Raw genomic sequence first — 11862 nt, forward strand, 5'->3', positions numbered from 1 at the left:
CGAGAGCAGGGGCATGGTGGCCCTCTACCTGCTGATCACGGTGGCCCCGTTCGCGGTGGTCGCTCCGGTGGTCGGGCCGGCACTGGACCGGATCCAGCAGGGCAGGCGGTACGCGCTGGGGGCGTCCTTCGCGGCCCGGGCCCTGCTCGTCGTGGTGATCGCCCTGAACCCCGACGGCTGGGTGCTGTACCCGGCCGCGTTGGGCTGCGTGATCATGTCCAAGTCGTTCGGCGTGCTCCGGGGAGCGGTGACGCCCCGGGTCCTCCCCGCCGAGGTCTCCCTGGTGCGCACCAACTCCCGCCTGACGATCTTCGGGTTGGCGGCCGGAGCGGTCGCCGGTGCGCTGGCCACCGGACTGGTCGCGCTGTTCGGCTCCGGCGGGCGCTCTGGTGGGCCGCGCTGCTCGCGGTCGGGGGACGGCGCTGTGCCTCCGCGTCCCCGCCTGGGTGGAGAACACCGACGGGGAGGTGCGGGCCACCCTCGGCGCCCGGCCGGGCGGTGCGCGACAGCCCCTGGGCCGCCTGGTGGTGCTGGGTCTCTGGGGCGCCGGGACCGCGCGCCTGTTGACCGGCTTCCTGACGTTCTTCGCCGCCTTCGCCATCCAGGCGACGGACGACACCGCGGGGATGCACGTGCTCATGCTGGCGCTCCTCGCGGGAGCGGCCGGCCTGGGCAACCTGCTGGGCAACGCCGTGGGCAGCCGGATCCGGATGAGCCGACCCGACCAGGTGGTCATCGGTGTGGTGGGCGCCGCGCTGGCCAGCACCGCGCTCGCGGCGATCGCCGCCGGCTACCCCACCGCCCTGCTGGTCGCCCTCGTCGGAGCGACAGCCAGCGCGCTGGCGAAGGTCAGCCTGGACTCGCTGCTGCAACGGGAGCTACCGGAGGAGGCCCGGGCGTCGGCGTTCGGGCGGTCGGAGACCGTGCTCCAGCTGAGCTGGGTGTCCGGTGGCGCGCTGGGGCTGCTGTTGCCGCCCACCTACTGGGTCGGGTTCGCGGTGCTGTCGGTCCTCGTGGCGGTCGGGCTCACCCAGACCATCCTGATCGGACGGGGGCGGAGCCCGCTGCCGTTCCTGGCCGCCGGTCCACCGGTGGGCCCCGGGTCCGGCGCCGGGCCGGACCACCCCCCTCCGGCGAACGAGGCGGGGACGCCGCCGGGTCGAGCCGGCCCCGGAGGCGACGGCTGATCGACGGGTTCCCGGTGGCCCCCGCCCCCGCCGGGTGGGCGGTCCGCCCGGAACCGCACCGTAAGCTCCAGCCGTGCGCATCAGGGAGCTGAGGACACGGGCCGGGCGAGGCGGCGGACGAACGGGACGGCGGCTCCGCGCCGTGGGGGCCGCAGGACTGGCAGGGCTCGCCGTCGCGGGCTGCGCGAGTCCGACGGTGCCGGCCGTCTCCTTCTACGCGGCGGGCGAGACGGCCCGGACCGGACCCGCCCAGCACTGCGACGTGCTGATCGAGGAGTGCTCGGTCGACCCGGAGGCGGTGGCGGAGCTGCGGGTACCGCCGGGGTACCCGCTCCAGGTGTCGGTGCCCGGCGAGGTGGGGGACGCCCCGTGGCAGGTGACCTTCCGCTACCGGGAGGACGGCGAGGAGGTGGAGGCCCGCAGCCCCGTTTTCCCGCCAGGGGAACGCCAGGCGTACACGCTGCGGCTCCCCGATGACGCGGCCCAACTGGAGACCGTGGAGATCCAGGAGTTCAGCGCGGTGCTGGTCGAGGACCCCGAGGGGGGCGTCGGATTCATCACGCGCGGCACCTGGGTGCTCTCGGTGGACGACCGCTGACGGGGGGGTGGCCGGCGACGAGGCCGACCGGCTGACGAGGACACCGCCTGCCCTCGCACCGGGGGACGTCCACCGGCTCACCCGTGTCCCGCCGGCGGCGAGGCCGCGCCCCGAACCAGCGGTGCCCGTTCCGGCGGGTGGCGCCCCCTCGGCCACGCGACCGGCACCGGGCTCCGCCGGGACGGCGTCAGGGCTCCAGTTCGCGGGCGACCGCCCGCACCACCTCGGCGATCCGCTTGGTGTTCCGCCGGTCCGGGTAGCGGCCCCGGCGCAGCTCCGGCTGGACCTTCGCCTCCAGCAGCTTGATCATGTCCTCGATGAGGCCGTGCAGCTCCTCGGCGGGACGCCGCCGCGCCTCGGCCACCGAAGGGGGCGCGTCGAGCAGCTTGACCGACAGCGCCTGCGGACCTCGGCGGCCCTCGGCCATGCCGAACTCCACCCGCTGGCCGGTCTTGAGCGCCTCCACCCCCGGCGGGAGGGCGGACGCGCGAACGTAGACGTCCTCGCCCCCGTCCTGGGTCACGAAGCCGAAGCCCTTCTCCGCGTCGTACCACTTGACCCTGCCGCTCGGCACTGTCCTCACCGTTCCCTGTCGTCGATGGATGTCGTTCCGGTGCACTGGGTTCGTCTCCCCCGGCACGACGAACGCGCCCGGACCCAGGCATCATGGCGGATCGCACCGACCGGTACGCCGCCGTCATGGTCCCAAGCCAGGACGCGTCTCCCTCCAGCGTAAGGGGTACGTCGAGCCCGTTCCGCCGTCCTGGGTCCCGACTGCCCCCGCCCCTCCCCCGGTGACGGCGGTCGCCTCGCTACCGGCCGCCCCGTGGCGCGGCGTAAGGTGAGCCTCATGTCGTCGAAGTCCTCCCGGAGCATCGCCCTGCCGATAGCGTTCGTGCTGTTCGCGGTGGGCCTGCTGGCGGTGCTGGGCACCTTCGCCGGGTACGGCCTCGGCTACCAGGACCAGCCGGTGTGGCTGAACGTCGGGACGCTGCTCACCCCGGTCGGCCTCGCGGTCGGCGTCGTGGCGGTGCTGTTCCAGGCCCGGCGGACCCGCCGGTCCGCCCGATGACCGGAGCCGGTCCCGGCCGGGCCCTGCCCTCCGGGGAGCTCGGCTCCCTCCGGCCCCGGGCTGGGTGGTCGGCGTCGACTCCGCCGGTCGATTGACATCGAAGCGCTGTCCGGAAGAATGATCTCCGTGGACTCGGCCACCCGGTTGCCCGTTCGGGTCAAGATGTCGCTCCGGGACACCCTGTTGGCGGGGGCGGTCGAGCTCCTCACCGAACGCGGGTTCCACAAGTTGCGGATGAGCGACGTCGCCGCGACGGCGGGGGTGAGCAGGCAGACCGTCTACAACGAGTTCGGCGGCAAGGAAACCCTCGCCCACGCGGTGGCCCTGAGCAGGGCGCACGCCTACCTCGACGGTGTCGGCGCCGTACTCGCCGCCTCGGACGACCCCGTGGCGGGGGTGAAGGCCGCCGTCCGGCACACGCTGGACCGCACGGTCGAGGACCCGCTGTTGACGTCCATCCTCACCGGGATCAACGCCACCGCCCTCTTCCCGTTCCTCCACGCGCCGGACCGCGTCACGCTGCGGGCCGCCGTGGAGCTGATCAGCAAGCACCTCCGCCAGCAGCTGCCGAGGATGCCTCCCTCCGCCACCGTCTTCTACGCCGAGAGCATCGTCCGGTTGACGCTGAGCCACCTGTTGCTGCCCAGCTCCAGTCCAGCCGAGGCCGCGGACTCCGTCACGGCCATCGCGGCGACCCTGCTCGCCCCGCACCTGTCCGCCCACGCGCAGCGCCGCCGGCCGGCCAGGGGCATCGCCAAACCGGGCGGCCCCCGGGCCTCCCACCTGGGTGGAGCGAGCAACTGACCCGCTCGCGGCGGGTGCTCCCCTCGCGAACTGGGCGTACCGGGAACCACCTGCCGTGAACTGCCAACCAGTTGCGCGCGAAAGGACCACCCGGTGCGCGTCGGCCCGCTAGGGTCTCGCCATGTCGGTTGACGTATACCTCGTGGACGCCTTCAGTGACCGGGCGTTCAGCGGTAATCCCGCCGGAGTGGTCCTCCTCCCCGGGTTCCGGGACCCGGAGTGGATGCAGGCAGTGGCCGCCGAACTGAAGCACTCGGAGACGGCCTTCGTGCAGATCGGGGCCGAGGACCAGGACGAAGCCCTCCCGCTGCGGTGGTTCACCCCCGAGACGGAGGTGGACCTGTGCGGGCACGCCACACTGGCCGCCGCTCACGTGCTCGGTGGCAGCCAGCGCTTCACCACCCGCAGCGGCGAGCTGCGCTGCGTCTCCACGGGTGGGGGCTGGGTGGAGATGGACTTCCCCGCCGACCCGCCGAGCAGGGTGGACGGAGTTCCGCCCACCGGCCTCCCCGAGGTCACCGTGACCGGGATCGGCATGGGCCGGGAGGACCTGCTGGTGGAGGTCGCGTCGCCGGCCGAGGTCCGCGCCCTGCGCCCGGACCTCGCCGCGCTGGCGTCCCTGCCGGGGCGTGGGGTGATCTTCACTGCCGAGGAGACGGCCGGCGAAGCCGACTTCGTGAGCCGGTGCTTCTACCCCAAACAGGGGATCCCCGAGGACCCGGTGACCGGCTCGGCGCACTGCGTCCTCGCCGGGTGGTGGTCGGAGCGGCTGGGACGCTCGTCCCTGCTCGGTGAGCAGGTCTCCGCCCGGGGCGGGCGGGTGCGCCTGGAGCTCGAGGGTGAGCGGGTCCGGCTCGGCGGCCGCGCGGTCACCGTGCTCCGCGGCTCGCTGTACGCCTGACCGCCGGCCGGGCCGGGCCAGCGCCCACGGGCCCCAGGACCGCGACCGTCACCCGGGGAACGGGTCCGCCGACCTGCCGACCAGGTCCGCCACCGTGTCGATGATGCGGGTCGGTCGGTAGGGGTAGGCCTCGGCGGTGTCCCGGCCCGAGATCCCGGAGAGGACGAGGATGGTGGGCATGCCCGCCTCCAGGCCCGACCGGACGTCGGTGTCCATCCGGTCACCGATCATCAACGTGTTCTGCGAGTGGGTGCCCAGTGCGCGCAGGGCGGACCGCATCATCAGCGGGTTGGGCTTGCCCACGTAGTAGGGGGCCCGCCCGCTGGCCCGCTCCATCAGCGCCGCGACGGCACCGGTCGCGGGCAGCGACCCCTCCCGGCTCGGGCCGGTCGAGTCGGGGTTGGTCGCGATGAACTTCGCACCCGCCTCCAACAGGCGCACCGCCCTGGTGATCGCGGTGAAGCTGTAGGTCCTGGTCTCCCCGAGCACCACGTAGTCGGGATCGCGGTCGGTGAGCACGTACCCGACCTTGTGCAGGGCCGTGGTCAACCCGGCCTCGCCGATCACGTAGGCGGACCCGCCCGGCCGCTGGGCGTCCAGGAACTGCGCGGTGGCCAGGGCGGAGGTCCAGATCGCGTCCTCGGGGACGTCGAGACCGTTGCCGAGCAGCCGGGCCCGGAGGTCGCGGGGGGTGTGGATCGAGTTGTTGGTGAGCACCATGAACCTGATCCCGCGCTCGGTGAGCTCGGCGAGCAGCTCACCGGCTCCCGGGACCGGGTGCTCCTCGTGCACCAGCACGCCGTCCATGTCGAACAGGTACGACCAGGCCGGCTCCTCGGACGGGACGGACTCGGGGACGCTCGCTGCCTCGCTCACCGAAACATGCTGCAACGGGAGGCACCGTCAGCGCTACCGGTGTGTCCGACTCGTCCGGTCCGCCGGTCCGCCGGGATCGGCGCTCTCCGGCCGGAGGTCACGTCGGGGGCCGCGGCGTCTCCACCACCACGTGGGTCGACTTGACGACGGCGACGGCGAGCACCCCGGGTTCCAGCCCCAGCTCGCGGACCGCCTCCGTGCTCATCAGCGACACCACCCGGTGCGGCCCGCACACCAGCTCCACCTTGGCCATCACGGTGTCGGCGACGACGTCGGTGACCAGGCCGACGAACCGGTTGCGGGCCGAGCGACCCACGGCGGAGGGATCGGGCACCGCGCGGGCCGTGGAACCCGCGAAGGCGGCGAGCACCGCGCCGTCCACCACCTTGCGACCCGCGGCGTCGACCTCACCGGCGAGCTGCCCGGAGTCGAGCCAGCGGCGGACGGTGTCGTCACTGACCCCCAGGAGCCCGGCTGCCTCGGAGATGCGGTAGAGCGGCACGGCGCGACACTACTCGGCGGCCGACCGGCCGCCGTGGCACACCGCCGCGCGGCGCGCCGAGGCCCCGCTCGTCGCCGGCGTCGATGGCCTCCCGGACGGCGCCGATCATCCGCAGGCAGTAGTCCTCGATCACCGCGAGTTCCTCGTCCCCGTACTCGGCGACCAGCTCCTCGGTGAACGGGACGAGTGCCTCGACGGTCCCGGAGGGCACCGGCGAGGGCGCGAGCCGGACCCGGACCCGCCTCCTGTCGTCCGGGTCGGGGACGCGGACGACGTACCCCGCTTCCTCGAGGCGGTCGAGCAGACCGGTGACCGCGCCCGTGGACAACCCGACTCCCTCGGCGATCTCCCCGGCGCTGAGGGGTACCGGTGCGCGGCTGACGAGGTCGAGGCACTTGTAGGCGGTCGGCGACAGGCCGAGTCGTTCGGCGAGCCGACCGTGGAGCAGGGCGGTCGCCGCTCCGAGTTCGCGGCTCAGCTCCGCGAGCCTGGCCGCTCGCCCGGCGCGCTCGGACATGGGCACCTCGCCTGCGTGTTCCTGGCCGTCCCCGGTGGGCGGTCCTCGACCGGGCGGCTGACCCGCGGATGGTAAACCGGCGGGCCACCGCCCGTCGGATCGACCCCTCCGACCCAGCTCCGGGTGCCCGCTCCCCGGGCGGCTTCGCCGCCGCACTCTAGGCTGGGACAGATGACGGCGGTTGATCTGGGCATGCCGAGGGTCCCCCGGTCCCGGGACCTGCCACCCCGGCCCGGGACACCAGAACTCGTGGACCGTTACCAACGGGTCGCCACCGACCTGCGGGTCTCACTGATCGACAAGTGCAACCTGCGCTGCCACTACTGCATGCCGGCGGAGGGGCTGGACTGGCTGCCCGCCCGGGAGCTGCTCACCACGCGGGAGGTGGTCCGGCTGGTCCGGATCGCGGTGGAGCGCCTCGGGGTCACGGAGCTGAGGTTCACCGGAGGGGAGCCCCTCCTGCGCCCGGACCTGGAGGAGATCGTGGCGGCCGCCGCCGCGCTGAGTCCGAGGCCGGGGATCTCGTTGACGACGAACGGCATCTCGCTGCGGTCCCGGGCGGCCGCGCTGGCCGCCGCCGGCCTGGACCGGGTGAACGTGTCGCTCGACTCGGTGCGGCCGGAGACGTTCCGGCGCATCACCCGGCGGGACCGGCTCGCCGACGTCCTGGACGGCCTCGCCTCGGCGGCGGAGGCCGGACTGCGTCCGGTCAAGGTCAACGCGGTCCTGCTCCCCGGGGTCAACGAGCACGAGGCGGTCGAGTTGGTCCGGTTCTGCCTCGCCCACGGGTACGAGCCCCGGTTCATCGAACAGATGCCGCTCGACGCGCAGCACGGGTGGGACCGGTCGGCGATGGTGACGGCCGACCGCATCCTGGAGCTGCTCTCCGAGTCGGTCCGGCTCACGCCGGCCACCGACGACCGGGGTTCCACGCCCGCCGAGCGGTGGCTCGTGGACGGCGGTCCCGGCACCGTGGGCGTCATCGCGTCCGTCACCCGACCGTTCTGCGGGGCGTGCGACCGCACCAGGCTCACGGCCGACGGGCAGCTCCGGTCGTGCCTGTTCTCCCAGGAGGAGACTGATCTGCGGGCACTGGTCCGGGCGGGGGCCGACGACGACGGCATCGCCGCGGCCTGGCGCGAGGCGATGTGGGGGAAGCCCGCCGGCCACGGGATCGACGACGAGGACTTCGTCCAGCCCCAGCGCCCGATGAGCGCCATCGGCGGCTGAGCCGTCTCCACGCCCGTCGGGGATGACGGCCCGGCGCGGGCTCCACCGTGTTCCCGTCTCCCGTTTCCCGTGCTTGTCACCTCCGCTCCTGAGCGGCAGTGCCGGCGACGCGCAGGCGGGACGCACGCGCGGGCGGAGGGCGCCCGCGGCCGCGTCTGGCACCAGCGTGCCGCTCGGACGGGAAGAGCGGGGGACGGGCGAGGACGTTCGCCCCCGAGGAGGAGAGGACAGGAAGTGCGGAGCACGACAGGTGTCCCGGGGCGGGGAGCGCCCGACGAACGGTTCTTCGTCCTGACCGGGGGGCCGGGGTCGGGCAAGACGACGATCCTCGACGAGCTGGCGGCCCGAGGGATGGCGGTGACACGAGAGGCCGGGCGCGGGATCATCCAGGACCAGGTGCTGGTGGGCGGACCGGCACTGCCCTGGGCGGACCCCGCGCTGTTCGCCGAGCTGATGCTCTGCTGGGAGCTCCGCTCGTACCGCGCCGCCGCCGAGGAGGCGGGACCGGTCTTCTTCGACCGGGGCACGCCGGACGTCCTCGGCTACCTGCGGCTGTCCGGTGCGAGGGTGCCGCCGCACGTCCAGCGGGCGGCGCGGGAGGTCCCCTACCACCGCCTGGTGTTCGTGACCCCGTACTGGCCGGAGATCTTCCACCACGACGCGGAGCGGAGGCAGGACCACGCGGAGGCGGAACGGACCTGCGAGGTGATGCTGGCGGTGTACCGCGAACTCGGCTACGAGACGGTGCTCGTCCCGAGGGGGACGCCCGCCGAGCGGGCCGACTTCGTCCTGGAACGCGTTCACGACCAGCGCCCGGCTCCCTGCGAGGTGGCCGGGCACGGGGAGCGGGCCGAGTCCCCACCGGCGCTCCCCTGACCAGTCGGCCGGCAGCGCGTCACCGACGGCACGTCCGGGCCGCCAGGGGACGACGTCCGGCGTCGGGACCCGCCGCCAGGCGCCCGCCGAGGGCGCTGGGGGCGCTGGGGGCGCTGGGGCGCTGGGGCGCTGGGGGCGCTGGGGGCGCTGGGGGCGCTGGAAATCCTCGGCCGGGCGGCGGCACGTGGTACTGTCATCGACAGATTCCCTTTCAGTGAAAGATCGGAGCCGCGTGGCCACCGCTGGTGTCACCATCGCCACCCTCGCGGGACTCGCCATCCTCACGATCGGCGTCCTCTACCTCCTGGCGCCCCGCCCGATGGCGGCCAGCTTCGGCCTGCCCTCCGTCCCGGAGGGCAGGGACGTGGCCTGGCTGCGCCTCAAGGGCGTACGCGACCTCGCCACCGGGGTCGTCGCCTTCACGGTGCTGTTCACCGCCCCGGCCGCCACCCTGGGGTGGACCGTCGCCGCCTTCACCATCGTTCCCATCGGTGACGCGGTGACGGTGCTCCGCGCCGACGGGCGCCGGAGCGCCGCCTACGGGATCCATGGGGCGACGGCCGTGTTGATGCTCATCGCCGCTGGCTTCCTGGTGAGCGCCGCATGACGGGCCAGGAGCACCCGCCCCCGACGGACCCGAGGGAGCGCCGCCGGCTCGCTCGCCGTCACGAGATCATGGACGTCGCCCTGGCGATCGCCGAAGGCGAGGGTTGGGAGGCGGTGACGACCCGTCGGGTCGCCCGGTCGATCGACTACAGCCAACCCGTCATCTATCAACACTTCGCCAGCCGGGACGACCTCGTCGCGGCGATCGCCCGACGGGGCTTCGACACCCTCACCGGCGAGATCGAGAGCGTCGCGCGCGCCGGGGGCGCCCGCCCCTTCGAGGGGCTGTGCCGCCGTTACGTCGAGTTCGGCCGCCGCCGCCCCCGCCTGTACGAGGTGATGTTCGGTGCGCCCACGAGCCTGGTCTTCGCGACCGCCGACACCCCGGAGGAACTCCGGCGGACGTTCCTCGCCCTGCGGGAGCTCGTCGCACGGGGACACCAGTCGGAGGACGCGGACGGAGTGACCGAGTTCTTCTGGGCCTGTTGCCACGGCCTCGTCTCCCTGCTGCTCGCGGGCCGGATCCCCGAGACCCGGGTGGAGGAGCACGTGCGCCGGATCGGCCACCTGCTCGACGGATGAGGAGCGCGCCCCCGCCGCGCGCCCCCTCGGCGGACCTCGAGGCGGCGGAGGAGGGAGCACCAGGAAGGATGCGGAGGATGAGCCACGAAACGTCGCCGCCCGAGGCCGGGAACCGCATCGTCGTGCGGTACTTCGCGGGCGCCGGGGCGGCCGCCGGCACGGGCCAGGAGTCCCTGCCGCTCCCGGACGGCGAGCCCACGGTGGCGGCGGTGCTGGCGATGGTGAGCGACCGGCACGGGGAGCGCCTGGGCCGGGTGCTGCGCGGGTGCAGCTTCCTCCTCGACGGTGTAGCGGTGCGTGACCGGAACACGCCGATCACGGCCGGGAGCGAGCTGGACGTCCTCCCGCCGTTCGCCGGTGGTTGAACGAGTCGTTGACCCTCCGCATCCAGCGTTCCCCTACAAGAACTTCACATCCTCACCCCTTTGGGGGTAATCACCATCCGTCGATCGCCCAATCGCCTACCGTGAGCAAGGAACGTGAGCCAGGACTCACGCGCCGTGATCGATATCAGGATGGACACGGGGGGATAACGGCCCGCTGACCAGGCACGATGGCCGCATCGATGAACACCCCTCCGTGTTACTGTGACGAGCGTCACCATTGATAGGGTTTGGGATTTGTCCGGCGCTTACGTAGCGTCGCCTCTCGGTCGCCCCGAACGGCCATGACAACCGAGGAGTCCGCCGCGCCGAACCCTGTCCAGCGGGCTCCCCACCCCCGAACCACAGAGCCGGACAGGGACTCAGAAAGCCAGGGCGCATCCAGCGCCAGGCCGGACAGGGAGCCGCCCCGCCACGAGCGGGACCGGATTCCAGCAGGCGCGGGTAGGAGAGAGGGACATGTCTCGCTACCAAGGCAAGCACCGCAAGGCTTCCGCTTCCAGCCGCACCTTCGCCCGGATCGCCGTCGCCGGCGCCATCGTCGGTGCCCCGCTGGCCATGGCCGGAACCGCGCAGGCCGCTGACTGGGACACGCTCGCGCAGTGCGAGAGCAGCGGAGACTGGAGCATCAACACCGGCAACGGCTACTACGGCGGTGTGCAGTTCTCCCCGACCACCTGGGTCGAGTTCGGCGGCACCGAGTACGCGCCGATGGCTCACCAGGCGACCCGTGAGCAGCAGATCGCGGTCGCCGAGCGGGTGCTCGCGGTCCAGGGCCCCAACGCCTGGCCGGCCTGCAGCGCCAAGACCGGCTGGCACCTGCAGGAGGGCGCGCCCGTCGCCGCTCCTGAGCCCGCCCCCGAGCCCGTCGCCGCCGAGGAGCCGGCTCCCGCGCCGGAGCCCGCCCCCGAGCCCGTCGCGGCGGAGGCCCCGCCCCCGCCCCGGCCCCGGCCCAGCCCGCGGACATCCAGAACCACCCCGAGGGCAACTACACCGTCGAGGCCGGCGACACGCTGTCCAAGATCGCGGCTGAGCACGGCACCACGTGGCAGCGCATCCACGAGGACAACGAGGACGTCATCAACGACGCCGACCTGATCTACACCGGTCAGGTCATCCTGGTGAACGGTTCCTGACGACCGCGAACCCACGCCGAGGTCCCACCGCTTTCCCCCGGGCGGTGGGACCTCGGCGTTCGCGTGTCGGGACGTGACGACGCGGGACCGGCCGGTGCCCCGGACCGGCTCCCCCGGCCCGTCGCCCAGCCAGCGGCCGTTCGACGCGGTCAGCCGCTCAACGCAGATAGCCGCGCGTCTCGAAGTCCTCGTCGTCGTCCTCGTCGTCGCGGCGGCGGCCCCGAGAGCTCGGCGGGGGCCCGAACATCGCGGCCCGCCGCTCGGCGTCCACCTCCGCCTGGACCTCCTCCTCCTGGCGCCGGCCCTCCTCGGCCGCCTCGGCCCGCTCCTCCTCACTCAGCCCTCGGTAGGCGTCGGCGAGGTTGACCAGCGCCGGGGCGGCGGCCCTGGCGAACGCGGGTTCGCGCAACAGGTCCCGAGCCCCCCGCCGCCCGTTGGCGACATCGTCGAGCAACGCCCGCAGCTCGGGGTCCCGCGCGCGGTCCCGCGCCGCTCGCACCGAACGCAGGATGCGCCGAGAACGGGCCTCGTCTCCTCCCGCGATGTCCAGCATCGGTTCCCGGGACTCGGGATTCCCACCGGTGGTCGACAC

17 protein-coding genes are annotated in these 11862 nt (G+C 73.5%); 11 read left to right on the forward strand and 6 right to left on the reverse strand.

The window, feature by feature from the left end; all coding sequences use genetic code 11:
- Positions 1 to 24: 24 nt before the first annotated feature.
- Positions 25 to 351 (reverse strand): hypothetical protein, encoded by a 327-nt coding sequence (locus tag G443_RS14080; RefSeq protein WP_253860214.1) that lies wholly within the window; start codon positions 349 to 351, stop codon positions 25 to 27.
- Between the two features lie 95 nt (positions 352 to 446).
- On the opposite strand from G443_RS14080, the gene G443_RS14085 reads away from it, so the two are divergent.
- Both G443_RS14085 and G443_RS14090 read left to right on the forward strand, forming a co-directional pair.
- A complete protein-coding gene (locus G443_RS14085) occupies positions 447 to 1187 on the forward strand; it encodes a hypothetical protein (protein ID WP_253860215.1) in 741 nt (246 codons plus the stop codon).
- Positions 1188 to 1260: 73 nt separating this feature from the next.
- Positions 1261 to 1785 (forward strand): DUF2771 family protein, encoded by a 525-nt coding sequence (locus G443_RS14090; protein ID WP_245588682.1) that lies wholly within the window; start codon positions 1261 to 1263, stop codon positions 1783 to 1785.
- A gap of 187 nt (positions 1786 to 1972) precedes the next feature.
- Here the strand turns inward: G443_RS14090 and G443_RS14095 are convergent, their stop codons facing one another.
- Positions 1973 to 2359, reverse strand: a complete 387-nt coding sequence (locus tag G443_RS14095; protein ID WP_016700119.1) for a cold-shock protein — start codon at positions 2357 to 2359, stop codon at positions 1973 to 1975.
- Between the two features lie 276 nt (positions 2360 to 2635).
- Here G443_RS14095 and G443_RS14100 point away from each other — a divergent pair, with 276 nt between their 5' ends.
- The 3 genes from G443_RS14100 to G443_RS14110 all read left to right on the forward strand — a co-directional run bounded on the left by G443_RS14100 (position 2636) and on the right by G443_RS14110 (position 4562).
- Positions 2636 to 2857, forward strand: coding sequence for a hypothetical protein (locus tag G443_RS14100; RefSeq protein WP_026417513.1), 222 nt, complete (start codon positions 2636 to 2638; stop codon positions 2855 to 2857).
- A gap of 126 nt (positions 2858 to 2983) precedes the next feature.
- Complete coding sequence (locus G443_RS14105; protein ID WP_162147267.1) at positions 2984 to 3661, forward strand: TetR/AcrR family transcriptional regulator; 678 nt, start codon at positions 2984 to 2986, stop codon at positions 3659 to 3661.
- 121 nt (positions 3662 to 3782) lie between these two features.
- On the forward strand, positions 3783 to 4562 hold the full coding sequence (locus G443_RS14110; RefSeq protein WP_026417514.1) for a PhzF family phenazine biosynthesis protein: 780 nt from the start codon (positions 3783 to 3785) through the stop codon (positions 4560 to 4562).
- 48 nt (positions 4563 to 4610) lie between these two features.
- Here G443_RS14110 and G443_RS14115 read toward each other — a convergent pair whose 3' ends face one another.
- The 3 genes from G443_RS14115 to G443_RS14125 form a co-directional block, all read right to left on the reverse strand.
- Positions 4611 to 5369: an HAD-IIA family hydrolase gene (locus tag G443_RS14115; protein WP_211237461.1), complete on the reverse strand. Its 759-nt coding sequence runs from the start codon at positions 5367 to 5369 to the stop codon at positions 4611 to 4613.
- Between the two features lie 166 nt (positions 5370 to 5535).
- Positions 5536 to 5940 carry a TOBE domain-containing protein gene (locus tag G443_RS14120; RefSeq protein ID WP_026417516.1) on the reverse strand — a complete coding sequence of 135 codons (405 nt, stop codon included), beginning with the start codon at positions 5938 to 5940 and terminating at the stop codon, positions 5536 to 5538.
- Positions 5891 to 6457, reverse strand: a complete 567-nt coding sequence (locus tag G443_RS14125) for a MarR family transcriptional regulator (protein ID WP_051313373.1) — start codon at positions 6455 to 6457, stop codon at positions 5891 to 5893. Before G443_RS14125 ends, G443_RS14120 begins: the two co-directional genes overlap by 50 nt.
- A gap of 171 nt (positions 6458 to 6628) precedes the next feature.
- On the opposite strand from G443_RS14125, the gene moaA reads away from it, so the two are divergent.
- From moaA to G443_RS26000, 6 genes are all read left to right on the forward strand, one after another.
- A complete protein-coding gene (gene moaA, locus G443_RS14130; RefSeq protein ID WP_081715216.1) occupies positions 6629 to 7687 on the forward strand; it encodes a GTP 3',8-cyclase MoaA in 1059 nt (352 codons plus the stop codon).
- A gap of 234 nt (positions 7688 to 7921) precedes the next feature.
- Entirely contained in the window at positions 7922 to 8563 is a 642-nt protein-coding gene (locus tag G443_RS14135; protein WP_081715217.1) for an AAA family ATPase, read from the forward strand.
- Between the two features lie 232 nt (positions 8564 to 8795).
- Positions 8796 to 9170 carry a DUF4267 domain-containing protein gene (locus G443_RS14140; RefSeq protein ID WP_026417518.1) on the forward strand — a complete coding sequence of 125 codons (375 nt, stop codon included), beginning with the start codon at positions 8796 to 8798 and terminating at the stop codon, positions 9168 to 9170.
- Positions 9167 to 9751: a TetR/AcrR family transcriptional regulator gene (locus tag G443_RS14145; protein WP_026417519.1), complete on the forward strand. Its 585-nt coding sequence runs from the start codon at positions 9167 to 9169 to the stop codon at positions 9749 to 9751. Before G443_RS14140 ends, G443_RS14145 begins: the two co-directional genes overlap by 4 nt.
- A 77-nt stretch (positions 9752 to 9828) precedes the next feature.
- Positions 9829 to 10116, forward strand: a complete 288-nt coding sequence (locus tag G443_RS14150) for a MoaD/ThiS family protein (RefSeq protein WP_051313375.1) — start codon at positions 9829 to 9831, stop codon at positions 10114 to 10116.
- Between the two features lie 477 nt (positions 10117 to 10593).
- The gene (locus G443_RS26000) at positions 10594 to 11232 is read left to right on the forward strand and encodes a transglycosylase family protein (protein WP_443612868.1); all 639 of its coding nucleotides are present in this window, start codon (positions 10594 to 10596) and stop codon (positions 11230 to 11232) included.
- A gap of 195 nt (positions 11233 to 11427) precedes the next feature.
- On the opposite strand, the gene G443_RS14165 is transcribed toward G443_RS26000, so the two are convergent.
- Positions 11428 to 11862, reverse strand: a complete 435-nt coding sequence (locus G443_RS14165; RefSeq protein ID WP_026417522.1) for a hypothetical protein — start codon at positions 11860 to 11862, stop codon at positions 11428 to 11430.

It is taken from the genome of Actinoalloteichus caeruleus DSM 43889, from assembly GCF_000429185.2.
In the GTDB taxonomy this organism is placed as follows: Bacteria; Actinomycetota; Actinomycetes; order Mycobacteriales; family Pseudonocardiaceae; genus Actinoalloteichus_B; species Actinoalloteichus_B caeruleus.

Bases quoted from the DNA above. Each gene is read 5' to 3' on its own strand.
- G443_RS14100 (WP_026417513.1), top strand. From the start codon at position 2,636: ATGTCGTCGAAGTCCTCCCGGAGCATCGCCCTGCCGATAGCGTTCGTG.
- G443_RS14110 (WP_026417514.1), top strand. From the start codon at position 3,783: ATGTCGGTTGACGTATACCTCGTGGACGCCTTCAGTGACCGGGCGTTC.
- G443_RS14115 (WP_211237461.1), bottom strand. From the start codon at position 5,369: ATGGACGGCGTGCTGGTGCACGAGGAGCACCCGGTCCCGGGAGCCGGT.
- G443_RS14125 (WP_051313373.1), bottom strand. From the start codon at position 6,457: ATGTCCGAGCGCGCCGGGCGAGCGGCCAGGCTCGCGGAGCTGAGCCGC.
- moaA (WP_081715216.1), top strand. From the start codon at position 6,629: ATGACGGCGGTTGATCTGGGCATGCCGAGGGTCCCCCGGTCCCGGGAC.
- G443_RS14145 (WP_026417519.1), top strand. From the start codon at position 9,167: ATGACGGGCCAGGAGCACCCGCCCCCGACGGACCCGAGGGAGCGCCGC.
- G443_RS14150 (WP_051313375.1), top strand. From the start codon at position 9,829: ATGAGCCACGAAACGTCGCCGCCCGAGGCCGGGAACCGCATCGTCGTG.
- G443_RS26000 (WP_443612868.1), top strand. From the start codon at position 10,594: ATGTCTCGCTACCAAGGCAAGCACCGCAAGGCTTCCGCTTCCAGCCGC.